The sequence below is a fragment of the Pseudoalteromonas sp. APC 3358 genome (assembly GCF_030408075.1).
Classification (GTDB): domain Bacteria; phylum Pseudomonadota; class Gammaproteobacteria; order Enterobacterales; family Alteromonadaceae; genus Pseudoalteromonas; species Pseudoalteromonas arctica.
Map to the genome: position 1 here is coordinate 121,997 of NZ_JASDCE010000006.1, position 24,188 is coordinate 146,184.

Genomic DNA, 24,188 nt, shown 5'->3' on the forward strand with positions numbered 1-24,188 from the left:
TGTGTTCTCAAGCCCGCTTTGCGGGCTTTTTTAATGGTAAAATTAGTCAATCTCCACTAAAGTTAAGTTACCGATAAAAATGCAGGGCTGCAGAGTGAATAACAAGATTTTATTACTATTAATTACTTTAGGATTAAGTAATTATGGTTATGCCGGTGAAACAAAAATATACGCTTGGAAAGATAAAAATGGCGTATTAGTGTTCTCAGACACCCCTCATAAAGGGGCCCAAGAGGTAAAGCTCACCAGCCAAGATCTTAATATGCCTGCAACAAATACTGACATTTTTGACGAGCAACCTCAGCCTCAACAAGCGGCCTTTAGTATTGCTATTTCCTCACCTGATCATAACCAGACTATTCGTGAAAATACCGGCACTGTTTATGTAACTAGCCGAATAAAACCACGCTTTGAAACTGGTTTTACTATACAACTTTTTATTGATGGTAAAGCACACGGCCCAGCCAGTGACAGCTCAACCTTTGCAATTAGAGATGTAGAACGTGGTCAGCACACACTACAATTAAAGCTTTTTAATAGTAAAAACCAAGTTATTGCTACAAGCGAACCCTGCATATTTTTTATGCACCGAAAAGGGCTAAACCTAGGTAACTAAATTGGGGCATTACTAAACGTGCAGCAGTGTATTTAACCATATAACTTGCTTGCAAACATCCACGCACTAAAATGGTGCAGCTATGATTAATAATAAAAACTTTAGCCCTGAGCTACTCGATGCCATTTGGCAAAATCAAACAACCGCTATCATGTTACTTGATAAAAACTTCACCGTTGTATATGCCAATACTAGTACTAGCGAGCTGCTTGGCCTTGGTAATAAGCGCCTATTAGATCAACCGTTTGATAGCCTTTTTAACTACCATTCAATCGATTTACAGCGTATAGAACAATACTCATTAGTTGAAGGCGTAGATTGCCAGCAGCATAGAGCTGACGTGGTTTTTAGCGATTCTCGCCATGCAAAAGTAGCCGTAAGTACACGACAAATTAAGTTTAATGGCTCGCTTTATATTTTATTTGAGTGGCGCCAAACCGATGACGAAATTAAGCACGACCAAGCGTCTAATCAAATGCATCAATATCAAGCTGCCCGAAACCTAATTAGAGGGTTAGCTCACGAAATTAAAAATCCTTTAGGTGGAATTCGCGGAGCGGCGCAGTTATTGCAGTATGAGGTTGATCAACAAGAAAGAGATCAATGTGCTGAGCTCATCATTGAGCAAGCCGACCGATTACGCGAACTAGTAGATAGGCTTTTGGGGCCCAATCAACTTCCGCAAAAATCGTATGGCAACATACATCAATCACTTGAATCAGTTGCAAGGCTAAGTACGTTAGATAATTGTTCTAACATTAGCTTAGTTAAAGATTACGACCCAAGTATTCCTGATGTATACATTGATCAAGGCAAAATTCAGCAAGTGGTATTAAACATTGTTCGAAATGCCCAACAGGCGCTTGTAGATGGCGGTGAAATAACAATAAAAACCCGCATTAATCATCAGCATCGTCGCCCAGGTAAAGCACCTAAAAAAGCCTTGTTGATCCAAATATCTGATAACGGACCAGGTATTGATCCCAGTGTACGCGAAACACTGTTCTACCCTATGATCACCAATAAAGAAGGTGGCTCTGGGTTAGGACTCTCAATAGCGCAAACACTGATAGATCAACATGATGGCTATATAGAATGTGATAGCTGGCCTGGACATACTGAATTTAATATCTATCTGCCCTTTGCAGATTAATGTTTGGAGTTTGCATGAAAACAGTTTGGCTTGTAGATGATGATGCTTCTATTCGATTTGTACTTGAAAAAGCACTAACCCGTGCAGGGTTTAACACAGAGAGCTTTGCTAATGCGCAAGATGTACTAAGCGCCCTAAAGTTTAGCCAACCTACTGTTTTAGTTTCTGACGTACGAATGCCTGGTATGGATGGTATGGCGTTGCTTGAACTTATTGCAGAGCAAAACCCTGGGCTGCCGGTTATTATAATGACTGCGCACTCAGATTTAGACTCAGCTGTAAATGCATTCCAAAAAGGTGCTTTTGAATACCTCGCTAAGCCGTTTGATTTAAACGAAGCAGTGGCGCTAGTCGAAAGCGCATGCAGAGCAAACTCCACTAAAAAAACTAAACGCAAGCAAGCTCCACCAAAAAGTGCCCACATAATTGGTGAAGCGCCCGCAATGCAAGAAGTGTTTAGAGCGATAGGTAAACTATCGGCCTCTAGCATGAGCGTATTAATAAATGGCGAATCTGGAACAGGTAAAGAACTTGTCGCCAGTGCGCTGCACAATCATAGCCCACGTAAAGAAAATCAATTTATTGCACTTAACATGGCAGCCATTCCAAAAGAGCTTGTTGAGTCAGAGTTATTTGGCCACGAAAAAGGCGCATTTACGGGCGCCGACAGCGTGCGTAAAGGCCGCTTTGAGCAAGCCAATGGCGGCACACTATTTTTAGATGAAATTGGTGATATGCCACTTGATGTACAAACACGTTTATTACGCGTTCTTGCCGATGGTGAGTTTTATCGCGTTGGTGGCCATCAAAGTATAAAAGTAGATGTGCGTATTATTGCGGCTACGCACCAAAACCTTGAAGATTTAGTTAAACAGGGCAAGTTTAGGGATGATTTATTCCATCGTCTTAATGTTGTGCGCCTACGTTTACCTGCTCTTCGAGAGCGTACTGAAGATATAGAAAGCTTATCGCAACACTTTTTACATAAAAGCGCTAAAGAGCTACAAGTAGAAAGCAAAGTGCTGAGCCCTAAGGCAACTGAGCAATTACGCTTATTTAATTGGCCAGGCAATGTACGCCAATTAGAAAACACCTGTCGCTGGCTTACTGTAATGGCACCGGGTGAGCTTGTAAGCGAGCAAGACTTACCGCCAGAGATTCTGGATGCTTCGCCAACCCAGGAAGAAGGTGATTGGCTAGATGCGTTTCAGCAATGGCTTAATCAAGAGCTTAAACAAGGCAAAGAAAATATTTGGCCTGACATTCAAGCCCAGCTAGAAACTCGCTTAATTAAAACCGCACTGGCTAATTGTTCTGGTCATAAGCAAGATGCTGCTATAAAAATTGGTTGGGGACGCAACACGTTGACCCGAAAATTAAAAGAGCGCAATATTAGCTGATTAAACGCTTTTAACACATTTGGTTATTGATGAAGCTAATCGAACATATTCCATTATTCAAACAAATGGAAATTATAAACAGGCTGCACTTTTTTAAAGAATTTACGCTCAGCGAGCGCCAAGTCTTATTAGAGTCGTTCGGCCTGTTGTATTTAGTAAGCCAGCATCAATTTTTATTTAAGCAATACGATAACGACAAACGTTTGTACATTGTACTTAGCGGCGCGTTATTAGTATTTAAACATAATCATTTGCTAGAACTAGGTACTATTGAGCCCGGTGAATTTATAGGTGAAGGCGCTTTTATAAATAACCGAGAGCGTAGTACTAGTGCTCGCGCTAAAACCGACAGTATAGTCCTCGCTATTACCCCTGAAGCACTCACCCGCTTACCTAATGTTATCCGCGAAAAAATTAAAGACCGAATTATAGAAGGTATGAGTCTGCGCATTGCCAAACTAAGCGAGCATATAGAAACTCACGGTTAGTTCAGTCCATATAAATAATTTGTAGTGAGCAATCAAGCCAGCTGGGGTTATTAACGTGAGCTGTAAACCTGTAAGTATCGGATGGTTTGGCGCCAAAGGGCGTATTTATAAGTGGTTGTGAGTGACTGTATGTTTGCGAATAATTTTTGTAATAAATGACAACGTAACCGTATAAAAACTCCCAACCTAACCTTACAACAGCGCCACTGGGTAAGGTAAAGTCAGCATATTTATCTGTAAATGTGACGAGTAAATCATTGTACTTGTCTTCGCTGCATTGAGTTGTTCGTAACTTTTTAGGCATAACAAAGGTTGTACCCGCCACTGCATTTTTTAGATAAAAGCCTATATTGCCATCACCATAAAAATGATTTGAACGCGTTGTATAGTTAACTTGTGGCTCGTAACCTAGCCCCTGCATAATAGTAGCTAACTGCTCAGTCTCTTTTGGGTAAATTTTGTCACTTGATAAGAGTAATGTAGCCTCACCAAAATCAGGTGGGATTGCCAGCGATACATATTCATAAGGGAGCGATTGTGCTTTTAGCGCAGCATCGAGCTGATTGCTCTGTTCATCTTGCAAGTTTTCACTAAATACATACACGGTAGGTTGTTGGCACGCAGCTAATGGTAATGCCAACACACACATTAAAATTCCATTTTTCATAGTTACCCCTTTTTGATTACGCTTGTAGTCTATTAAAGGTAACTATTTATAGCAATTTAATTTGTTTGGCTATCTAACCAAGCATCAACACTTTTGCGAGTATATAAAACTTCTTTAAATAAACGATGTCGTTCAAACTCGAGTTTTGTTTTTCTCGTGGCATCGCCACTAACTAAACGGCTATGGGTATCATTGAACTTTGAAATTACAGAAAAACCGCGCTCATCTTGATCAGCTTGCTTTTTTACAGAATTAGCAAGGTGCTCTCTAACATCGTCAGCAGTTAACATACCTGAATTGTCTAATCCCATTAGCTCTTTTTTCATTGCCAATCTTACGCCCATTTCCTACTCCATTTAATGAAAACTATTTAATCCGCCAAAGTTTTAGCAATTAGCAGGCCATACGTAAAATTAACTGCTGCAAAGGTTACTCTTCAATTGCTTCAGTTTTTTTAAAGACAGATAAAATACCTAAAAACTTTCATAGCTATTTACGTATTACAATTAGCGAAAGTCACTTGCTTTGGTGCAAAAGTAGCTGCAAGCCTTTATACTACAGCTTGTGCGTTACCCCACCGAGAGCAAATATGAACGAAGAATACATAGAAATAGAATTAGAAGAAGAGCCGATTGAGCTCTGTAAATTATTAAAAGTACTAAACTTAGTTGAAGGTGGCGGCCAAGCTAAAAACCTAATTACCGAAGGCTATGTGGGTGTTAACCATGAAATTTGTACAATAAAGCGGAAAAAATTATACAGTGGCGATGTATTAGAATTTGATGGTGAATTTTTTAAACTTGCGCTAAGTGAAGATGCAACCCCTGCAGAAAAACCTGCGGTACAAACTCAAGCAGAGTCAAAGCAAGCTGCACCACAACCAACAAATCAGCCAGCTAAAAGTAAGCGTAAGCGAACTAAAAAACCAAAAGTAGATGATAAAACAGGTCGTCGTCCTATTTCATTTGGTTAAGCATTTAAAAGCCCTCTTTTTATATAAAAAGGTCAACTTGTATAGTTGGCCTTTTTACTCTTTAATAACCTAGTTAATAATAATAAAAACAAGGTTATAAAATGTCTGTTAAAACACCTAAAAATTGGTTTAAGCCCGTTGTATGGGCGGCACTCGTATGGAACTTACTTGGCGTTATTGCATTTGCTATGCACATGATGATGACACCCGAAATGATAGGTAAACTTCCGCTAGATCAACAAGCTGCCTACTCTAACGTTCCTATTTGGTCAACCATTGCATTTGCTATAGCTGTATTTGGAAGCACTTTTGGTTGTCTGTTTTTACTTGCTAAAAACGCGCTGGCAACACCTACTTTTGCGCTATCGCTCGGCGCTATTTTAATTCAGCAATATTATAATTTTGTGGTCATAAACAGTATTGAGCTACTTGGCGCAAGTGCTGTATTTATGCCTATTTTTGTAATCGTTATTGCCATCGCTTTACTTTGTTTGAGTATTAAAGGTAAGCAACAAGGTTGGTTACAGTAATTAATAAGGGTCGAAATAACTTTTGATCCTACCTCTTTCAAATCATCTCTTGAAATTAAACTTTTCAGCATCATCTCTACTATATTAACTGTATAAAATTCGTTCTCTAAACACGGTTTTTTACACTGGTATGTACTTTGCAACTCGAACACTACAGAGGTCACTCTTCAAAATATTTTTCTAATTCATAAAGGGGCAAATAATGAATAATAGTTTCGATACCCAACATCAGCTCACAATAAATGGTGAGCAATATCATATTCATTCTCTAAAAGGACTTGGCGACAAAGCGAAACGACTGCCCTTTTCCTTAAAAGTATTACTTGAAAACCTGCTTCGTAACGAAGATGGCGCAAATATAAAAGAACAAGACATTCAAGCCCTTCTTAATTGGGATCCTCAAGCAAAGCCTGCATCTGAAGTTGCCTTTACTCCCGCCCGTGTTGTTATGCAAGATTTTACCGGTGTACCCGCTATTGTAGATTTAGCCGCGATGCGTGACGCAATGGAAAAACTAGGTGGAGATCCTGCAAAAATAAACCCGTTATCACCTGCTGAACTTGTTATTGACCATTCGGTACAAGTAGATGGCTACGGAGACGATGGTGCATTTGATTTAAATGCAAAACTTGAATACGACCGAAATAAAGAACGTTATGAATTTTTACGTTGGGGACAAACCGCTTTTGATAATTTAAAAGTAGTGCCACCTGCAACCGGTATTGTCCACCAAGTAAATTTAGAATACTTAGCGCGCGTTGTTTTTAATGAAGAGCGCGACGGCAAAAAATTCGCTTACCCAGATACGCTTGTAGGGACTGACTCTCACACCACCATGATTAATGGCTTAGGTGTGCTTGGTTGGGGTGTAGGCGGTATTGAAGCTGAAGCAGCCATGCTTGGTCAGCCAATTAGCTTACTCATTCCACAAGTAGTCGGTATGAAGCTAAGCGGCCGCTTACCTGAAGGTACTACCGCTACAGATTTAGTGTTAACGGTAACCGAAATACTGCGTAACCATGGTGTAGTGGGTAAATTTGTAGAGTTTTATGGTGATGGCCTTGCCGACTTACCACTTGCCGATAGAGCAACCATAGCGAATATGGCACCTGAATACGGCGCTACGTGTGGTATTTTCCCAATTGATGATGAGACCATTAACTACCTTCGCTTAACAAACCGCGACGAAAGTCACCTAAAGGTAATTGAGGATTACGCAAAACACCAAGGTTTATGGCGTAACGATGGTGACGAAGCTAGCTATACCGATACACTCGAGCTTAAACTAGGTGATGTTGTACCAAGCCTTGCAGGCCCTAAACGACCACAGGATAGAATTTCCCTAGACAAGGCTGGTGAAGTGATTAGCCAGCATTTAAAAAACTTTCAAGATGAACGTATGGCTCGTCGTGATAATAGCGACGAAGAACAAGCTCGTATTGAAAGTGAAGGGCCAACAACAAATCCAGATGAACCAGTCAACGAAGCGCAGTTTATGGGCGCCGCCAAGGTTAAATTTAAAGGGCAAGAGTTTGAACTAAACGATGGCGCTTGTGTTATTGCTGCAATTACTAGTTGTACTAATACTTCTAATCCGAGTGTAATTTTAGCTGCTGGCTTGGTTGCCAAAAAAGCAAAACAGTTAGGCATTAATGTAAAACCTTGGGTTAAAACATCACTTGCACCAGGCTCTAAAGTAGTTACCGACTACCTAGAAAAAGCAGGCCTGATGGATGACCTAGAAAGCCTAGGCTTTAACTTAGTTGGCTACGGCTGTACTACGTGTATTGGTAACTCAGGGCCGCTTGCAACTGAAATATCAGACGCGATTCAAAAACATAAATTAGTAGTGAGCTCTATTTTATCGGGTAACCGTAACTTTGAAGGGCGTATTCACCAAGATGTTAAAATGAACTTTTTAGCCTCTCCTCCGCTTGTTGTAGCTTATGCCATTGCAGGTAGAACCGATATTGACGTATACAACGAACCCCTTGCTCAAGATGCTAACGGTAACGATATTTACCTTAAAAACATTTGGCCAAGCGTTAAAGAAGTAAGTGACCTAGTTAAAGAAACAGTAACTAAAGAAATGTTCGAAAAAAGCTACGCTAACGTTTACGAAGGCGATAGCCGTTGGCAGCAAATTAAAATACCAGATGGCAAACTTTACGATTGGGATGACGCATCTACCTACATTAAAAAAGCACCCTTTTTTGATGGTATGAAAGTAGAACCACCAGGTATCCCTACTATCGAAGGCGCACGTTGTTTAGCTAAACTTGGGGATTCAGTAACCACTGACCATATTTCTCCAGCAGGTGCTATTAAAGCAGATGCACCAGCAGGTTTATACTTGCAAGAAAATGGCGTAGATAAAGCGCAGTTTAACTCATACGGTTCACGCCGTGGTAATCACGAAGTAATGATGCGTGGCACGTTTGCTAATGTTCGTCTTAAAAACTTACTAGCACCAGGTACTGAAGGCGGCGTAACACGTACTCAGCCTGGCGATACGCTAGAGAGTATTTATGATGCAGCAATGGAGTATCAAAAAAATAATACGCCACTCATTATTTTAGCGGGTAAGGAATACGGTACGGGTTCATCTCGTGACTGGGCTGCTAAAGGCTCACTTTTATTAGGCGTTAAAGCCGTTGTAGCACAAAGCTATGAACGTATTCATCGCTCTAACTTAATTGGTATGGGTGTATTACCGCTGCAATTTAAAGAAGGTGAAAGCTACGAGTCACATGGGTTAACAGGGCAAGAACAATTTGATATTGATGGCCTGTACGATAAAACCGATGAAGTAACCGTTATTGCTACAAATGCCGAAGGTAAAAAAGTAACCTTGAGTGCTGATGTACGTATTGATACCCCTAAAGAGTGGGATTACTACAAACACGGCGGTATTTTACAATATGTACTGCGTAATATGCTCGACTAACAAAGACAGTAGTTAATACATTTAAAAGCCCAGTTTAGTAATAAGCTGGGCTTTTTTATGTGTGCTGTTTGTTGTCTTAAATCAATGCTAAGCATTTAAAGCGTGCCTACACTAGGGCCTGTTGACCTTTCAGGATTAAAATTTGTTCAACCTAGGGGCTATTTAATCGCGGCGTGAGGTTTGTAACCTAGTGGGCTAAGTAAAAACCGAGCAACAAAGAGTAAATAGCCCCTAGGCAGAACCCTTCGGGCAGCGCATGTTTAACCTCGAAAGATAAACAGGCCCTAGGGCTACTCTTAGTGAGGTAACTATGTCGCAAACGATGATAATTAGGCTGCTTAAAACATCAATAGTGCTTGGGTTGTGCCTTATTGTGGCTGGCCACACTTTAATTGTGTCGAGTTACTTCACTGTTAATCATGGTATTAAAGGAATAATTATAGCTGCGGCATGCATTGCTGTAGGTGTACTGCTGTCGCTTCCCACTAAAATATATTTAACCGTATTATTGATGGAAGCCGAAAAACGTTATTTAAAAAACCATAAAAGCACGCACTCTAAATAATTAGAGTGCACTTAAATTATTAATTTCTTTATTACGTTTTTCTAGTTTGTCTTTTACATTTTCGGCGTCATTAAATAGCTTTTTAACCGAATCTGGGTTCAAAATACTGATCCCCTCAGGTGCTGCCGACATTGTATTTGGAGTTGAAGAGGTATTTAAAATAGACGTGTCTTCTGCAGCAATAACAGTAATATCTTTAGGATCGAGTTTTACTTCAATACTTTTTGCATGCGGGTTAGGTGTATCAGAAAAGTGCCATTGGCCTGTTTCGTCTTGCCACTTAAAAATTTTGCTGCTTGAGGTAGTACTTTCAGGCATTGGTTCATCAGAAATACTGCTCGCAATTTTATCGCCAGCTTGCTTAACGCCCTGCACTGCTTGGTCCAAAGTATTGCTAGATAGCGCAACCATTCTTTCTTTAATTTGCTGAGATTCACTGCTAATTGATGATGCAGAAAGCCATGTTTGACCATCGGGCTTTTTTAAATAAAACAAAGAGATAACTGCAATAGCCATGATTGATATAGCTAAGTAGGTAAAGTATTTCATAGCGTTCCTGCTTTAATTAATCCTTTATTGCCTTGAGTCTAATAAAAAATACTTAATTAGGCAATTTTTTGTACCCTAATAAAAAATAAAAACGCAGCCGAAGCTGCGTTTTTATTTGCAATTTAACTACACCGTAGTCGCGTTAAATACCGTCACCATCCATGTGTAGTCCGCATTCTCGGTTTAAACCAAAAAAGCGAGTTTCTTCCTCTGTCATTCCTGGTTCTAACTTACGTGTTGTATGTACGTCTCCCATAGACACATAACCTTGCTCCCATAATGGGTGGTAAGGTAAATCGTGCTTAGTAAGATACTGATACACGTCGCGGTTAGACCATTCAATAATCGGGTACACTTTAACGGTACCACGGCTAATTTCTACAAACTGTTTATCAGCACGTGTAGATGATTGATCGCGGCGCAGACCACTAAACCAAGTACCCGCTTCTATTTCTTTTAACGCACGGGTCATCGGCTCTACTTTATTAAGCTGATTATATTGCTTAATGCCGTCTTCGCCTTTCTCCCATAGTTTACCAAATTTAGCCTCTTGCCATGCTGGGCTAAGCGGCGCTCTATACACCTTTAAGTTAAGTGATAAACGCTCACTCATTTGCTCAATAAACTGATACGTTTCAGGAAACAAATAGCCTGTATCGGTTAATACAACGGGAATATCTGGACGTTGTGAGGTCATTAAATGCAGCATTACTGCCGCTTGAATACCAAAGCTAGATGATAAAAAAGCCGTATTAGGCAAGTTATCAAGCGCCCATGCAACACGCTGTTCTGCGCTCATATTCGCTAGTAAACCATTAGCATCAGCTAACATAGCCGTTTGGCTTTGTTTATCTAGCTGTAAAATGTTTTTAAATTCACTCATGGTAAATTCCAAACCTCACCAGCGCCAAAGCGCTGGTATTTAATTAAGCGTGAAAATCGGTTACTGATACTTTTACTTCAGCAACAATGCCTTTGCGTATAACAAAGTCACCAAAACACTCACCGTCATTGCGCTCACTTGCCCATTGGCCAATGAGCTTATCGAATGCTTCTAGGTAAACGTCTTCGCCTACGTTCTCAAGGTACAATTTAGGAATACGTGTACCTTCTAAATTACCACCTAAGTAAACGTTGTACTTACCTGGGCCTTTACCTACTAAACCTGCTTCTGCAAGCATTGCGCGGCCACAGCCGTTCGGGCAACCTACAACGCGCATAATAATGCTGTCATCGGGTATACCGTGCTTAGCAAGTAATGCTTCAGTTTTTTCTACTAGGCTTGGTAAGTAACGCTCTGCTTCGGCCATTGCAAGTGGGCACGTTGGCAGTGAAACACACGCCATAGAATTTTTACGCTGCTGCGAATCTGTGTCGTCAATCAGGCCATGGCTACGTGCAATCTCTTCAATCACGGCTTTTTGATCTGCAGGTACGCCAGCAATAATTAAGTTTTGGTTTGCCGTCATACGCATGTCACCTTGGTGAACTTCTGCGATTTTACGACAACCTGTTTTAAGCGGCTTGCCTGGGTAGTCTAAAATACGACCACTTTGAATAAATAGCGTTAAGTGGTGCTTACCATCAATGCCTTCAACCCAACCAATGCGGTCGCCACGATGAGTAAACTCAAACGGACGGCTTGGTGCAAACGTAACGCCTGAGCGCTTTTCAACTTCTGCTTTAAATACATCAACACCTACACGGTCTAATGTGTATTTAGTTTTTGCATTTTTACGGTTTGAACGATTACCCCAATCGCGCTGCACAGATACAACATGCTCTGCAATTTTTAAGGTATCTTCTAGCGTAATAAAGCCAAAGTCATCGGCTTTGCGCGGATAAGTTGCTGTATCGCCATGCGTCATGGCAAGGCCACCGCCCACTAATACGTTAAAACCAACAAGTTTGCCGTTATCAGCAATTGCCACAAAGTTTAAATCGTTAGCGTGCACATCAACTTCGTTGTTAGGTGGAATAGTCACCGTGGTTTTAAACTTACGCGGTAAGTAGTTAGATCCTAAAATTGGCTCTTCTGTGGTTTCTGCTTTTTCGCCATTTAACCAAATTTCGGCATACGCTTTCGTTTTTGGTAATAAATGTTCAGAAATTTTTGCAGCCCAGTCATAAGCTTCTTGGTGTAACTCAGACTCAACGGGATTAGTAGTACAAAGCACGTTACGGTTAACGTCACCCGCTGTAGCAATAGAGTCTATACCTACGCTATCAAGCATTTGGTGCATGCCTTTAATATTAGGCTTTAATACACCATGAAACTGAAACGTTTGACGCGTTGTTAAACGAATACTGCCGTAGCTTGTTTTGTCATCTGCAAACTTGTCGATTGCTAACCACTGCTCTGGCTTAATAATACCGCCAGGCATACGTGCACGTAACATTACATTATGTAGCGGCTCTAGCTTTTGCTTAGCGCGCTCACCACGTATATCGCGGTCATCTTGTTGATACATACCGTGAAAACGAATTAGCTGAAAGTTATCGGCTGTAAAGCCACCGGTAATTTCGTCTGTTAAATCTTTTTCTATGGTGCCACGTAAAAAGTTACTTTCTCTTTTCAAACGTTCGTTATCAGAAAGTTTTACGTTTTTATCTTGTTCGCTCATTTTAAATCCTAAATTTGTTACAGTGACGGCTGCTAGCTGCTAAATAAAATAAGAAACGTGGTTAATACACGTCTTTCTGATAGCGGTTTGCGCTACGCAAATCTTTTAAATATTGCTCTGCGTCTTCATTGCTCTTGCCTGTGTTTTCTTTAACAATATCAAGCAAGGCGTTGTGTACATCTTTTGCCATGCGATTTGCATCGCCACAAATATAAAAGTGAGCGCCAGCTTCTAACCATTCAAACACGTCTTTACTGCTACTGCGTAACTTATCTTGTACGTATACTTTTTCGGCTTGATCGCGGCTAAATGCAACATCTACTTTGTTAAGTAAACCCGATTTTAAATAACCCTGTATTTCTACTTGGTATAAAAAGTCTTGAGTGAAATGTGGGTTACCAAAAAACAACCAGTTTTTGCCTTGTGCTTCACGCGAATCACGTTCTTGTAAAAATGCACGGAACGGCGCAATACCCGTACCAGGACCAACCATAATCACAGGTGTATCATCGTTAGTGGGTAGGCGGAAATTGTCGTTGTGTTCGCTAAATACTTTAACTTTACAACCTTCTTCTGCACGACGAGTTAAGTAACCAGTACAGCCACCTAAATGCTCGCTATCAAATGCATCAAATTGCACTAGGCCTAGTGTTAAATGCACTTCGTCTTCAACCTCAGCTTGGCTAGATGCAATTGAGTACAAACGAGCTTGTAGTTTACGTAGGCAATCTACTAATGTTTGCGCATCAATGTTTGCAGGGTTTTGGCGAATCACATCAAATATTTGACGAGGTTCAATATACGCACGCATTGCAGCTTTATCTTCTACAAGCTTTAATAATTCAGGCGTACCAGTTGCTATTGCGTATTTTTCTACAAAACCTGGGTATGACTGAGTCAGCTCTAGTTTTTCAATAAGTGCGCCGCGTACGCTTAGCTCTTCATCACCTACTTTTACAATGCTTGTTGCATCTATTTGAGTAAGTGTAAGTACTTCATCAACTAATACATCATCATTTAAAAAGTACACACCTAACGAATCACCTGGTGTGTAAGTAATGTCTGAACCTTCAAGCGAAATTTCAACGTGGCGTACATCTTTAGTTGAGTCGCGACCGGTAATTTTTTGAACTGTTAATAGCTCTGCTTCAAATGGATTTTGCTTTGTGTATTGGCTTGAAGCGGTCGCTGGTGCGCCAAATGGCATTGATACAACTTGACCACCAGCGGCTTCTTGCTGCGCTTTTAAATCAGGTTCGAATGCATCAACTGCACCGGCAATCCATGTTGCAGCTTCATCTTCGTAATCTACATCTAAATCAGCACGTTGATATATGGTTTGTGCACCGAGTTTATTTAAACGTTCTTCAAAATCTTTTGCTGTTTGACAGAAAAACTCATAGCTAGAATCACCTAAGCCAATAACCGCTATTTTTACATCGTCTAGTTTTGGCGCTTTTTTAGTGGCTAAAAATTCGTGAAGTGTTTCTGCGTCTTCAGGTGGCTCACCTTCGCCGTAAGTAGATACAACGATAGTTAAAAACTTTTCTTTTTTCAGGGCTGTTGGTTTGTAATCTGACATGCTAACAAGCTTAACTGCTAAGCCTCGCGACTCAGCCTGCTCTTTCATTTTGGTAGCTACACCTTTTGCGTTACCTGTTTGCGAACCATATAAAATAGTTAGCGCTGCTGCATCACCCGCAGCCGGTACGCCTGCCGTAGGTGCACCTAACGCAGCCGAATTAGCATTTGCAGCTAAGTAACCGCTTACCCACGCTTGTTGAATTGGATTAAGTTCAGCCACTAAACCTTGCAGCTTTTGTACTTGATCTTGCGATAGCGGGCTTGCCGCAGCATTTAGTTGACCTAACAACATGAATCGATTCCCCATAACCCTGAAAATTAAACACAACACACTTTGTGTATTGTTAAAAATGAGTTTTACCTCATCCAGAGCGTATCTGTTGAGGTTTTCTAAGTATGTAGGATAACGGGCTCTGCATAGATAAAAAAAGAATAGAATCTGCTTTGATATTCCATTTAGTTATTAATTTATAAAAATACCTTCAAAAACAGATTAAAGGGCGATTATTGCCTTTTGCAGCACTTTAAATTAACAATTTTGTAACCTAACTAATGTAGGGTATATTCCTCATTCAAAATAAAAATAGGAACAACTATGTTACACGGGAAATATAAAAATAAACTACTTAGTACCGCTTTGTTACTTGGCTCATTACCTGTAATGGCCAATGTAGCTAATGGCGACTTTGAACAATGGACTGGCAATACACCTAGTTCTTGGAGCACTATTGATAGCGGAATCAGCTTAACGCGCTCAACCAGTACAGTTAAAAGCGGTAATAGCTCTGCTGCTGTAAATGTAACTACAGGATCGCAAAGTAACACTGATTTACTACAACAAGTTGCTGTAAAAGCAGGTAAAACCTATAACTTTTCGGCTGATGTTTACCACACCGAAGGTAAAATTAAAGCTCGCTTGTATGTAGATGGTTATCAAGGCTATTCAAATCAAGCACAAACTAACCAATGGCAAACAGTTAGCCATAGCTATACAGCAAGCAGTGATAAAACAATTAGCGTAGGGCTTAGGTTTTATGATGTAAGTGGATTTGATGGCAGCGAAACCGTATACGTAGATAACTTTTTACCAAATGCTGATGGCAGCGCATCAACAAGTTGTACCGACAATAGCCTTACACTAACGCTTAATACCGATAATTACGGTAGCGAAACTAGCTGGGCCGTTAATAACAATCAAGGTAGTGCTGTTGCTAACGGCAGTGGTTACGCATCAAACACTCAGTATGATGAGCAAATATGCCTAACTGATGGAACTTACACACTTGTTATTAACGACAGCTACGGCGATGGCATGTGTTGTTCAACAGGTAATGGCAGTTATGCGCTTAAGCAAGGCTCTACCACACTTGCTAGCGGTGCAAGTTTTAGTAATACAGACAGCACGGCATTTACTTTAGGCAGTGGCTCTGGTGATGGCGGCGGGAGCAACCCAACACCCACTGGCTACTATGTTACAGCTCAAGGGCTATCGGGTTATGCACTAAAAACTGAGCTTTATAATATTATTAAAGATCATAATGCACAGGGTTACTCGGCTATTTGGAATTTTTACGACTCATCAGCACGTGATACATACTTTGAAAACGATAACAGCATTTTAGATATGTATAGCGAAAAACCAAACGGCTCAGATAGCTACAATTATGCTGCGGTGAGCGATCAATGTGGTAACTATAGTGGAGAAGGCGGCTGTTACAACCGTGAGCATTCATTTCCTAAAAGCTGGTTTGGCGGCACTATTGAGCCAATGAACTCAGATGTGCATCATATTTACGCAACCGACGGTTATGTAAACTCAAAACGTAGTAACTTCCCATTTGGTGAAGTAGCAAGCGCTTCATTTACATCAACCAACGGTAGTAAATTAGGTTCTGCCGCAAGTTCATTAAATTACTCAGGTACTGTATTTGAGCCAATTGACGAATTTAAAGGTGACTTTGCTCGCGCTTATTTTTACATGGCAACGCGCTACGAAAATGTAATAGGCACTTGGCAAACCAAAACGACCTCAAGTAATGCTGTACTTAATGGTTCAAGCAACCAAGTATTTGAAAGCTGGGTTGTAGCCATGCTGCTTAACTGGCATAACAGCGATCCTGTAAGCCAAATGGAACTTGACCGTAACCAAGCAGCGTTTGAATTTCAAGGTAATCGTAACCCGTATATCGACCACCCTGAATTTGTAGAAATGATTTGGTAAAAGTTAGCAGTTAAAACAAAAGCCTTTGCAAATGCAAAGGCTTTACCTTTTAGCGTGTAATATTTTTATAAACACAATGCTTTAAGCTAATTATAAGAAACAGCTGCGATAAGTGATTTTTCAGCTCTGTTTTTCATCAACGTTAAAAGTGAATGATGAAAATCTTGAAATATCACCTCACCCCATATTCGCGAATAAACACCAAAATTTGTATTATCTTGCACGGTCGTTTTTAACGTTAAAATCGTATTGCCGCTTTTATCTTCACTTAACTCATATCCACCGTAAAGAGGTGAAAAGTATTCACCGCCTAGTTTTACGTGTTTATCGAGTGCGTCATCGGGGATAGCATCTGGGTCTATATCAAATCTATAATGCATCTGTTTATTTGGTTGCCAGTCGGTTATTACTTCTTTAAACACAACGCCTTTTTGCCAAGTACTTGTGCGAACAGCGCCTATACCGCTTGCATTCATACTTGCCTTTAATGGCTTTGGTACACCAATTAATTGAGTGAGTGAAAAAGGCACTTCCTGTGGTTTTATGTCACTCACATTAGCTAACTGCTGCCACACAACATTGATGGGCGCGTTAATAGCTATTGAATTTGTTACTTCGTATGTTTTTGATAAATGTAAAAAGTTAACTTCAATAGGTGAGAGCAATATAGGTAACAACGCGATTGATAATAAAGAACTATTCGCTTTTTTTATTTTACGTTTTCTAACAAAGCCCGCAAGTAACCCACCAATGCTGGCAAAAAACATAAAAGCAGGCAAAGCCATTGCCACACAAATGCTCCCTTCAAGCAAAGTAATTACACTTACAAATAAAAAAACAAAAATAGGCTGCCAAGCAATCGTGATCATTTGCCTTTTAGTTAATGCCTTTGATTCGTTGTACTCAAAGTGAATACGAATATAGCCAATAGCAACAGGCACTAAAAACATAAATGATATAGAGACTAAGCTACCTAAATTATAAGCATTGACTAGCTCTACAAACAGCCGCATAAATATGCCGTAAAGCGTACCAAGTAAAATACCAATTGATTTAGGGGAGTTGAGTTGCATCTCTATTCTTTATTGTTGTTATTAACAATCCGAAAGTAACAGAAGTATTATTTCACCACAAATAAAACGAAATTAACGGCTACTACCAATAAGCTTTTCAAACAAAGCGGCTTTACAGCCACTAAGACTAAAGGATAATAACCTGCCATTAACACTATTTCCCGTTATAAACAGTAATCAAACTCCTTAAAATAAAAAATCAAACCATTGATTTGTAATAACTTTAAATCATTTTGTGTAGTTTTATAATTTTTAACGTAAAGCTGACTGTCAGATTAACTGTATTAAAAACAACCATGCACGACCTTTTGCCTATACATCCCAGCCTAAAAGCTGATTTACCCTGCATGTTCAATATTCATTTGCTTTAACAAAAGCCGTATTTATTTGATTAAGCAACAATGTTGCAGGAGAACGCATGCAAACTACACCACCCGGTGATGCACCATCAAACACGCACAAGGATGCTCAAAGCTACGAGCAACTTCACAAGCCGAGTTCAGAGTTTAATACTCGCGACGAGTACCTCGAACATGAATTACAAATTATGCAGCCTAAGCGCTGGCGTCCTAATTTACCGTTTAGAGATTACCGATTTGAATTTGAAGACACCATTCCAGCAATGGCGGGCACTATTGGTAAAGTCGTTATGGTGGGGGCTATTGCAGCAACCTTTGCGGCGCCTCTTGGTTTAAGCGATGCATTTGTTTTAGAAAATGTACGTTACGAATTACTCATTGTTTCTATTTTTATCATCTTATTCTCAGGCTTTATTTTACCAACAGCCAACTTGGCTGGTACTCACGGCCCGCTTATTCCGTTAATTCCTATTGTTGTTGCTGCTGGCGGTCACCCTATGGCGTTTGGCTTACTCATTGGTGCCTTTGGTTTTATTTTAGCCATAACCAAGGGAGGAAGTATGCTCGCGCGCCTAACCAGTAAAGGTGTATGTGGCGGGCTACTTATTTATTTAGGCTTTATTGGTACTATTTCGCAAGTTAAAAAGCTGTTTGCTTGGGCTGAAGCCATTGATATGGCACACATTGCGTTTATTGTTATTTTAGCCACCATTTTATTGTATGCGCTATTAGAGCACTTTAAAAAGCGTTGGTTAGCCGTGCCGTTAAGTTGCCTTATTGGTGGCGTGGTTGCCTTTGCCTTAGGCGCACCGTTTGAGTTTCATACTGCACCGGGTTTACCAAATATGAACCCAGCTTACTGGTGGGGCGAAAACACGGGTTGGATGCTAGGTTTACCAACGCTTGAAAGCTTTGTTGTTGTACTCCCATTTGCAGTGCTCGCCGTTGCTATGTGGTCTCCTGATTTTTTAGGCCATCAAGTATTTCAAAAAATAAGTTATCCGCAACGCACTGAAAAAGTACAAATGAATATCGACGACACCATGCTAAGTGCATCGGTTAGACAAACATTCGGCTCACTTGCCGGTGGTGCTAACTTTGCCTCCTCTTGGGGTACTTATATTGTGCCTGCCGCTATTGCTAAACGCCCTATCCCTGCTGGCGCTATTTTAACTGCATTATTTTGTATTATTGCTGGTTTATGGGGTTACCCTATGGATTTAGCAATTTGGCAGCCTGTATTGTGTGTAGCGCTTATTGTTGGTGTGTTTATCCCGCTACTTGAAGCTGGCATGGAAATGACGCGCGAAGGTAAAACGACGCAATCAGCCGCTATTGTGGTGTTTGCTTCGACCTTGGTTAATCCTGCTTTTGGTTGGTCGCTTACTATGTTACTTGATAACTTAGGGCTGATTGGCTGTAAAGAGCGCAGCGCTGAGTTAACTAAAATGAGCCGCTGGGTGATTCCACTTATTATGTTTGTGTTACTTACCACTGTAATGGCAATTGTAGGTATGTTACCTGGTATACCGGCGTTAATGGCTGACTTTAGGCATTAACCTTTAGCTATTACATCTCATATTTACCCACAAAAAAGCACGGCAATTGCCGTGCTTTTTAATACGTGATTTTTAATACACACGGTTAAGCAATTACTGCCAAGAACGCTCAGTCGCTAGTTGTTTTTCAAACGCATCAATTTGTGGGTTTAGCGTTTCGGTTACACCAATAAAATCTAAGCCACTTAATAAGCGCTCTTTTACCTCTTTACTAATATCAAAACTAATTGGTGCAAACTTACTGCTTGTTAGTGTTTGATTTTCAAGATCGATTTCAATGTTAATATCGTCGTGCTGCTCGCTAAGTACAAACAATTGCTCAAGCGTATCGGCAGGTAACGCTATGGCTAACATTTGGTTGTTACCACAGTTATTAAAGAAAATATCTGCAAAGCTTTCAGCCAAAATAACTTCAAAACCATATTGCTTCAGCGCCCAAGGAGCATGCTCACGAGATGAGCCACAACCAAAGTTGTCGCGCGTTAATAATATTTGCGCGCCTTGGTAGCATGGGCGGTTTAAAATAAAGTCAGGGTTTGGCTCGTCGTTATCTAGGTAACGCCAATCATAAAACAATGCCGCATCAAAGCCTTCGCGGCTAGTTGATGTTAAAAACTGCTTAGGGATAATTTGGTCAGTATCTACATTGTTTTTATCAAGTGGGGCCATTAAGCCACTAAAAAATACGCTCATTAGGCTTCTCCTCTAATATCAACAAAGTGACCATGTATTGCAGCGGCTGCCGCCATTGCAGGGCTAACTAAATGGGTACGCCCGCCACGACCTTGGCGGCCCTCAAAGTTACGGTTAGAAGTAGATGCACAACGCTTGCCTGCTCCTAGGCGGTCATCGTTCATCGCTAAACACATAGAACAACCTGGTTCGCGCCATTCAAAGCCAGCGGCTTTAAAAATATCAGCTAAGCCTTCGTCTTCGGCTTGTTTTTTAACTAAGCCAGAGCCCGGTACAATTAACGCTTCAATGCCGGCTACCACATGTTTGCCTTCAACAATTTTTGCAGCTGCGCGTAAATCTTCAATGCGGCTATTTGTACATGAGCCAATAAATACCGTGTCTACTTTCGCGCTTGATAATTTATCACCCGCTTTTAAATCCATGTACTTAAGCGCGCTGCGAATAGCATCGGCTTTAATTAAATCTGGTTCTTGGTCTGGATCGGGTATGCACTCATCAACACCAATTACTTGCTCTGGGCTTGTGCCCCAGGTAATTTGCGGCTGAATGTCGTCGGCATTTAGCTCAACAACTAAATCAAAGTGTGCGCCTTCATCCGTTTTTAATGTTTCCCAATATTCAACGGCTGCATCAAAATCTGCGCCTTTTGGTGCAAACGGACGACCTTTTAAGTAATCATAAGTAATTTGGTCAGATGCAATTAAACCCGCTTTTGCACCCATTTCTATGCTCATATTACATAGCGTCATACGGGCTTCCATTGAAAGCGCTTCAATGCCTTCACCACAAAACTCTGCTACATAACCTGTGCCACCAGCGGTACCTAACTTGCCAATTACCGCCATAATTAAATCTTTAGCCGTAACCGTTGGACGCAATACACCGTTAATTTGAATTTTTAACGATTTCGCCTTTTTTTGCTGTAGCGTTTGCGTTGCTAATACGTGCTCAACCTCAGACGTACCAATACCATGCGCTAATGCGCCAAACGCACCATGCGTAGAGGTATGGCTATCGCCACATACAATGGTTGTGCCAGGCAAAGTAATACCTTGCTCTGGGCCCATTACGTGCACAATACCTTGATTAATTGAGTTTAAATCGTAAAGCACAATACCAAACTCTTTACAGTTTTTATCAAGCGCCATTAATTGGTTTTTAGATACTTCGCTTGCCGCATCAAGTGATCGGCTCTTAGTCGATACGTTGTGATCCATCGTTGCAAAGGTTTTTTCTGGGCAACGTACAGTACGGTTTTTTTCACGTAGACCAGCAAAAGCCTGCGGAGAAGTAACTTCATGCACTAAATGGCGGTCAATATAAAGTAAGTCGGTTTGCTCGTTTATGCTGGCAACGGTATGTGATTGCCAAATTTTTTCGTATAACGTTTGGGCCACTTGCTAATTCCCTAATCTGTTTGAGTTGCAGCATAACGGTGCTGCAACTTTAATATGTTATTAAATGCGTGAAACGATGGCTGCTGCCACATCGCTTGTGCTGTAACCTGCATTTGGATATATATCTGGTGTGCCAACGCCTGCTTCTACGGCTTCTGCTACTGCTTTTTCAATGGTGCGTGCAGCTTCGTCTTGCCCTAGCGAGTAACGTAGCATTAATGCGGCACTTAAAATTTGTGCTATTGGGTTTGCAACGCCTTTACCTGCAATATCTGGTGCTGAACCGCCTGCTGGCTCGTACAATCCAAAACCTGATTGATTCAAACTTGCCGATGGTAATAAGCCCATTGAACCTGTGATCATGGCGCACTCATCTGACAAAATATCGCCAAATAAGTTATCGCAAAGTAATACATCAAATTGGCTAGGCTGCTTAACTAACTGCATAGCGGCGTTATCTACGTATATATAATCTAGGCTTACTTCTGGGTAGTCTTTGCTTACTTCGGTTACTACTTCGCGCCATAATACGCTTGATGCTAATACGTTTGCTTTATCAACAGAGGTAACATGGTTACTACGTAGTTTTGCCGCTTCAAAAGCAAAGCGTGCAATACGTTCAATTTCTTTTCGTGAGTATGTTTGCGTATCAAATGCAAACTCTTCTGCGCCTTCACCACTGCGGCCTTTTTCACCAAAGTAAATGCCGCCAGTTAGTTCGCGCACACATAAAATATCAAACCCTTTTTCGCTGATATCAGCGCGAAGTGGCGACGCTGCACTTAATGCAGGTAATAACTGTGCAGGGCGTAAATTACAAAACAAACCAAAGTGCTTACGAAGCGGCAATAACGATGCGCGCTCAGGCTGCTCGTTTGGTGGTAAGTTTTCCCATTTAGGACCGCCTACCGAACCAAATAAAATAGCGTCTGAGTTTTCACACGCAGTAAGTGTACTCTCTGGTAATGCTTTACCAAATTCGTCAATGGCTGCGCCGCCAATTGCATAATGCTCGCGGTTTAGGGTAAAACCAAACTTATTGCTCACAGCATCAAGTACTTGCTCTGCTGCTGCCATTACTTCTGGACCAATACCGTCGCCAGCTAATACCGCAACGCTGTAGTTTGTTTTACTCATCCTGCTTTCCTTTGTTGTTTTAAATCAGACACTTTTTGTGCACGATAAATTAAGTTATAAACACGGATCATGGCGCGTACCGACGCTTCAACCACATCCGCTGCAATGCCCGCACCGTGGTAAGGTCGGCCATCGTATTTAGCTATAATATTTACTTGGCCTAATGAGCTTGCACCTTGGCCTGTCGCTTCTAAGTTATATTCAATCATTTCAACGCTCATACCGGTTAAGCGCTCAATAGCTGCAAACGAAGCTTCAACTGGGCCATTACCTGTCGCGGCTTCTTGTTTAGCTTCGCCATCAATGCGCATTCCAATAGTAGAGCTTGCTACCGATTGTGAGTTAGAGGCTGAGTTAACAAATTCTAATTGGTATTTTTCGTCTTTGTCGTTAATTTGATTAAAGTAAATCATCGCCTCAAGGTCGTAATCGTATACTGTGCCTTTTTGGTCAGCCAATTCGATAAAGCTTTTATATAAGCCATCCATATCGTAATCAGATTTTTGATAGCCTAATTCTTCTAGGCGATGCTCAATAACATGACGACCCGAACGCGAAGTCATATTTAATTGGTTGCTTGGCACACCCACGCTTTCTGGCGACATAATCTCATAAGTATTTTGCGCTTTTAATACACCGTCTTGGTGAATGCCAGAGCTGTGTGCAAAGGCGTTTTCGCCAACAATCGCTTTATTTGGCTGTACTGGCATATTACAAATTTTAGCCACTTGGCGAGATGCGCGGTAAATTTCTTCACTTTTAATATCTGTGTATACTTTTAAGTGGTCGTGGCGCATTTTCATGATCATCGCCACTTCTTCAAGTGAGCAGTTACCAGCACGCTCACCAATGCCATTAATAGTACACTCAATTTGACGTGCTCCGGCTTGCACTGCAGCCACCGAGTTTGCTACGGCTAAACCTAAATCGTTGTGGCAATGCACACTTAAACGCGCTTTATCAATATTTGGCACGTTATTCATTAAATGGCGGATCATCGCGGCGTATTCGTCTGGCGTTACAAAACCAACGGTATCTGGCAAGTTAATAGTTGAAGCTCCGGCATTAATTGCCTGCTCAACAATTTTACATAAATCCCAATGCGGCGTACGACCGGCATCTTCACACGAAAACTCAACATCGTCTGTGTAGTTACGCGCTAATTTAATTGATTTAACCGCCATTGCCGTTGCATCATCTAGGCTCATACGCAATTTATGTTCAAGGTGCAAAGGGCTTGTAGCAATAAAAGTATGAATACGGCTTTGCTGAGCTGTACGAAGTGCTTCGCCACAGGCTTCAATGTCTTTAGCAACTGAGCGCGCTAAACCACAAATAATCGGGCCTTTTACTTCGGTTGCAATACGTTGCACCGAGCGAAAATCAGCAGGGCTCGAAACCGGAAAACCCACTTCCATCACATCCACATTCAAGCGGCTAATTGTATGTGCTAATTGAATTTTATCATCTTCAGTAAGGCTCGCTTTAAGCGCCTGTTCGCCATCACGTAAGGTGGTATCAAAAATCCATACTTTATCTTGCTCTTGCATAACTGCCCCTCATTCCTATGTTATCCAAATTTCAATTAATCCCAGCCGCGAGATAAAAAAAACCCCGCAATTGCGGGGTTTTTAGTGTTCAACTCGATGC

At 41.0% G+C, this 24,188-nt stretch carries 21 protein-coding genes; 10 read left to right on the forward strand and 11 right to left on the reverse strand.

Annotation, left to right across the window (positions count from 1 at the left end; genetic code table 11):
• Positions 1-94 precede the first annotated feature (94 nt).
• From QL995_RS11390 to QL995_RS11405, 4 genes are all read left to right on the forward strand, one after another.
• The gene (locus QL995_RS11390; protein WP_024589531.1) at positions 95-616 is read left to right on the forward strand and encodes a DUF4124 domain-containing protein; all 522 of its coding nucleotides are present in this window, start codon (positions 95-97) and stop codon (positions 614-616) included.
• Between the two features lie 82 nt (positions 617-698).
• On the forward strand, positions 699-1,769 hold the full coding sequence (gene glnL / locus QL995_RS11395) for a nitrogen regulation protein NR(II) (protein ID WP_010554790.1): 1,071 nt from the start codon (positions 699-701) through the stop codon (positions 1,767-1,769).
• Between the two features lie 14 nt (positions 1,770-1,783).
• Positions 1,784-3,169: a nitrogen regulation protein NR(I) gene (ntrC, locus tag QL995_RS11400; protein ID WP_007582175.1), complete on the forward strand. Its 1,386-nt coding sequence runs from the start codon at positions 1,784-1,786 to the stop codon at positions 3,167-3,169.
• A 29-nt stretch (positions 3,170-3,198) separates the two neighbouring features.
• Positions 3,199-3,657: a cyclic nucleotide-binding domain-containing protein gene (locus QL995_RS11405; protein ID WP_010554789.1), complete on the forward strand. Its 459-nt coding sequence runs from the start codon at positions 3,199-3,201 to the stop codon at positions 3,655-3,657.
• 1 nt (position 3,658) lies between these two features.
• Here QL995_RS11405 and QL995_RS11410 read toward each other — a convergent pair whose 3' ends face one another.
• Together QL995_RS11410 and QL995_RS11415 are read right to left on the reverse strand one after the other, a co-directional pair.
• A complete protein-coding gene (locus tag QL995_RS11410; protein ID WP_290294199.1) occupies positions 3,659-4,324 on the reverse strand; it encodes a hypothetical protein in 666 nt (221 codons plus the stop codon).
• Positions 4,325-4,380: 56 nt separating this feature from the next.
• Positions 4,381-4,668 carry a hypothetical protein gene (locus QL995_RS11415; RefSeq protein WP_007582180.1) on the reverse strand — a complete coding sequence of 96 codons (288 nt, stop codon included), beginning with the start codon at positions 4,666-4,668 and terminating at the stop codon, positions 4,381-4,383.
• Between the two features lie 245 nt (positions 4,669-4,913).
• Here QL995_RS11415 and QL995_RS11420 point away from each other — a divergent pair, with 245 nt between their 5' ends.
• The 4 genes from QL995_RS11420 (at position 4,914) to QL995_RS11435 (ending at position 9,339) form a co-directional block, all read left to right on the forward strand.
• Positions 4,914-5,297 carry an RNA-binding S4 domain-containing protein gene (locus QL995_RS11420; protein WP_010554787.1) on the forward strand — a complete coding sequence of 128 codons (384 nt, stop codon included), beginning with the start codon at positions 4,914-4,916 and terminating at the stop codon, positions 5,295-5,297.
• 101 nt (positions 5,298-5,398) lie between these two features.
• Positions 5,399-5,827, forward strand: coding sequence for a hypothetical protein (locus tag QL995_RS11425; protein WP_197152802.1), 429 nt, complete (start codon positions 5,399-5,401; stop codon positions 5,825-5,827).
• A gap of 202 nt (positions 5,828-6,029) precedes the next feature.
• Positions 6,030-8,774: an aconitate hydratase AcnA gene (gene acnA / locus QL995_RS11430; RefSeq protein ID WP_197152801.1), complete on the forward strand. Its 2,745-nt coding sequence runs from the start codon at positions 6,030-6,032 to the stop codon at positions 8,772-8,774.
• Between the two features lie 310 nt (positions 8,775-9,084).
• Positions 9,085-9,339, forward strand: coding sequence for a hypothetical protein (locus QL995_RS11435; protein ID WP_290294200.1), 255 nt, complete (start codon positions 9,085-9,087; stop codon positions 9,337-9,339).
• On the opposite strand, the gene QL995_RS11440 is transcribed toward QL995_RS11435, so the two are convergent.
• The 4 genes from QL995_RS11440 to QL995_RS11455 form a co-directional block, all read right to left on the reverse strand.
• Positions 9,340-9,888, reverse strand: coding sequence for a DUF4124 domain-containing protein (locus QL995_RS11440; protein WP_290294201.1), 549 nt, complete (start codon positions 9,886-9,888; stop codon positions 9,340-9,342). It lies immediately after the preceding gene.
• Between the two features lie 142 nt (positions 9,889-10,030).
• Positions 10,031-10,771, reverse strand: a complete 741-nt coding sequence (locus QL995_RS11445; RefSeq protein ID WP_007582191.1) for a phosphoadenylyl-sulfate reductase — start codon at positions 10,769-10,771, stop codon at positions 10,031-10,033.
• Between the two features lie 43 nt (positions 10,772-10,814).
• Positions 10,815-12,512, reverse strand: coding sequence for an assimilatory sulfite reductase (NADPH) hemoprotein subunit (gene cysI / locus QL995_RS11450; protein ID WP_007582193.1), 1,698 nt, complete (start codon positions 12,510-12,512; stop codon positions 10,815-10,817).
• A gap of 61 nt (positions 12,513-12,573) precedes the next feature.
• The gene (locus QL995_RS11455; RefSeq protein ID WP_290294202.1) at positions 12,574-14,388 is read right to left on the reverse strand and encodes an assimilatory sulfite reductase (NADPH) flavoprotein subunit; all 1,815 of its coding nucleotides are present in this window, start codon (positions 14,386-14,388) and stop codon (positions 12,574-12,576) included.
• A 303-nt stretch (positions 14,389-14,691) separates the two neighbouring features.
• Between QL995_RS11455 and QL995_RS11460 the strand changes: the two genes are divergently transcribed.
• On the forward strand, positions 14,692-16,317 hold the full coding sequence (locus tag QL995_RS11460) for an endonuclease (RefSeq protein WP_290294203.1): 1,626 nt from the start codon (positions 14,692-14,694) through the stop codon (positions 16,315-16,317).
• Positions 16,318-16,403: 86 nt separating this feature from the next.
• On the opposite strand, the gene QL995_RS11465 is transcribed toward QL995_RS11460, so the two are convergent.
• On the reverse strand, positions 16,404-17,390 hold the full coding sequence (locus QL995_RS11465) for a hypothetical protein (protein ID WP_290294204.1): 987 nt from the start codon (positions 17,388-17,390) through the stop codon (positions 16,404-16,406).
• A 418-nt stretch (positions 17,391-17,808) separates the two neighbouring features.
• Here QL995_RS11465 and QL995_RS11470 point away from each other — a divergent pair, with 418 nt between their 5' ends.
• Positions 17,809-19,308: a DUF3360 family protein gene (locus tag QL995_RS11470; protein WP_007582201.1), complete on the forward strand. Its 1,500-nt coding sequence runs from the start codon at positions 17,809-17,811 to the stop codon at positions 19,306-19,308.
• 93 nt (positions 19,309-19,401) lie between these two features.
• Here QL995_RS11470 and leuD read toward each other — a convergent pair whose 3' ends face one another.
• The 4 genes from leuD to leuA are packed head-to-tail and all read right to left on the reverse strand — an operon-like array spanning position 19,402 to position 24,088.
• Positions 19,402-20,001: a 3-isopropylmalate dehydratase small subunit gene (gene leuD, locus QL995_RS11475; RefSeq protein ID WP_010555450.1), complete on the reverse strand. Its 600-nt coding sequence runs from the start codon at positions 19,999-20,001 to the stop codon at positions 19,402-19,404.
• Positions 20,001-21,401: a 3-isopropylmalate dehydratase large subunit gene (gene leuC / locus QL995_RS11480; protein ID WP_121954607.1), complete on the reverse strand. Its 1,401-nt coding sequence runs from the start codon at positions 21,399-21,401 to the stop codon at positions 20,001-20,003. Before leuC ends, leuD begins: the two co-directional genes overlap by 1 nt.
• A gap of 60 nt (positions 21,402-21,461) precedes the next feature.
• On the reverse strand, positions 21,462-22,538 hold the full coding sequence (gene leuB, locus QL995_RS11485) for a 3-isopropylmalate dehydrogenase (RefSeq protein ID WP_007582207.1): 1,077 nt from the start codon (positions 22,536-22,538) through the stop codon (positions 21,462-21,464).
• A complete protein-coding gene (gene leuA / locus QL995_RS11490) occupies positions 22,535-24,088 on the reverse strand; it encodes a 2-isopropylmalate synthase (RefSeq protein WP_008171909.1) in 1,554 nt (517 codons plus the stop codon). The genes leuB and leuA overlap by 4 nt, the downstream gene beginning before the upstream one ends.
• Positions 24,089-24,188 lie beyond the last annotated feature (100 nt).

Coding starts and splice junctions, on each gene's coding strand:
- QL995_RS11470 (WP_007582201.1), top strand. CDS start 17,809: ATGCAAACTACACCACCCGGTGATGCACCATCAAACACGCACAAGGAT.
- QL995_RS11465 (WP_290294204.1), bottom strand. CDS start 17,390: ATGCAACTCAACTCCCCTAAATCAATTGGTATTTTACTTGGTACGCTT.
- cysI (WP_007582193.1), bottom strand. CDS start 12,512: ATGAGCGAACAAGATAAAAACGTAAAACTTTCTGATAACGAACGTTTG.
- leuA (WP_008171909.1), bottom strand. CDS start 24,088: ATGCAAGAGCAAGATAAAGTATGGATTTTTGATACCACCTTACGTGAT.
- QL995_RS11455 (WP_290294202.1), bottom strand. CDS start 14,388: ATGTTGTTAGGTCAACTAAATGCTGCGGCAAGCCCGCTATCGCAAGAT.
- glnL (WP_010554790.1), top strand. CDS start 699: ATGATTAATAATAAAAACTTTAGCCCTGAGCTACTCGATGCCATTTGG.
- acnA (WP_197152801.1), top strand. CDS start 6,030: ATGAATAATAGTTTCGATACCCAACATCAGCTCACAATAAATGGTGAG.
- QL995_RS11415 (WP_007582180.1), bottom strand. CDS start 4,668: ATGGGCGTAAGATTGGCAATGAAAAAAGAGCTAATGGGATTAGACAAT.
- QL995_RS11445 (WP_007582191.1), bottom strand. CDS start 10,771: ATGAGTGAATTTAAAAACATTTTACAGCTAGATAAACAAAGCCAAACG.
- QL995_RS11405 (WP_010554789.1), top strand. CDS start 3,199: ATGAAGCTAATCGAACATATTCCATTATTCAAACAAATGGAAATTATA.
- leuB (WP_007582207.1), bottom strand. CDS start 22,538: ATGAGTAAAACAAACTACAGCGTTGCGGTATTAGCTGGCGACGGTATT.
- QL995_RS11410 (WP_290294199.1), bottom strand. CDS start 4,324: ATGAAAAATGGAATTTTAATGTGTGTGTTGGCATTACCATTAGCTGCG.
- QL995_RS11460 (WP_290294203.1), top strand. CDS start 14,692: ATGTTACACGGGAAATATAAAAATAAACTACTTAGTACCGCTTTGTTA.
- leuD (WP_010555450.1), bottom strand. CDS start 20,001: ATGAGCGTATTTTTTAGTGGCTTAATGGCCCCACTTGATAAAAACAAT.
- QL995_RS11420 (WP_010554787.1), top strand. CDS start 4,914: ATGAACGAAGAATACATAGAAATAGAATTAGAAGAAGAGCCGATTGAG.
- ntrC (WP_007582175.1), top strand. CDS start 1,784: ATGAAAACAGTTTGGCTTGTAGATGATGATGCTTCTATTCGATTTGTA.
- QL995_RS11435 (WP_290294200.1), top strand. CDS start 9,085: ATGTCGCAAACGATGATAATTAGGCTGCTTAAAACATCAATAGTGCTT.
- QL995_RS11425 (WP_197152802.1), top strand. CDS start 5,399: ATGTCTGTTAAAACACCTAAAAATTGGTTTAAGCCCGTTGTATGGGCG.
- QL995_RS11440 (WP_290294201.1), bottom strand. CDS start 9,888: ATGAAATACTTTACCTACTTAGCTATATCAATCATGGCTATTGCAGTT.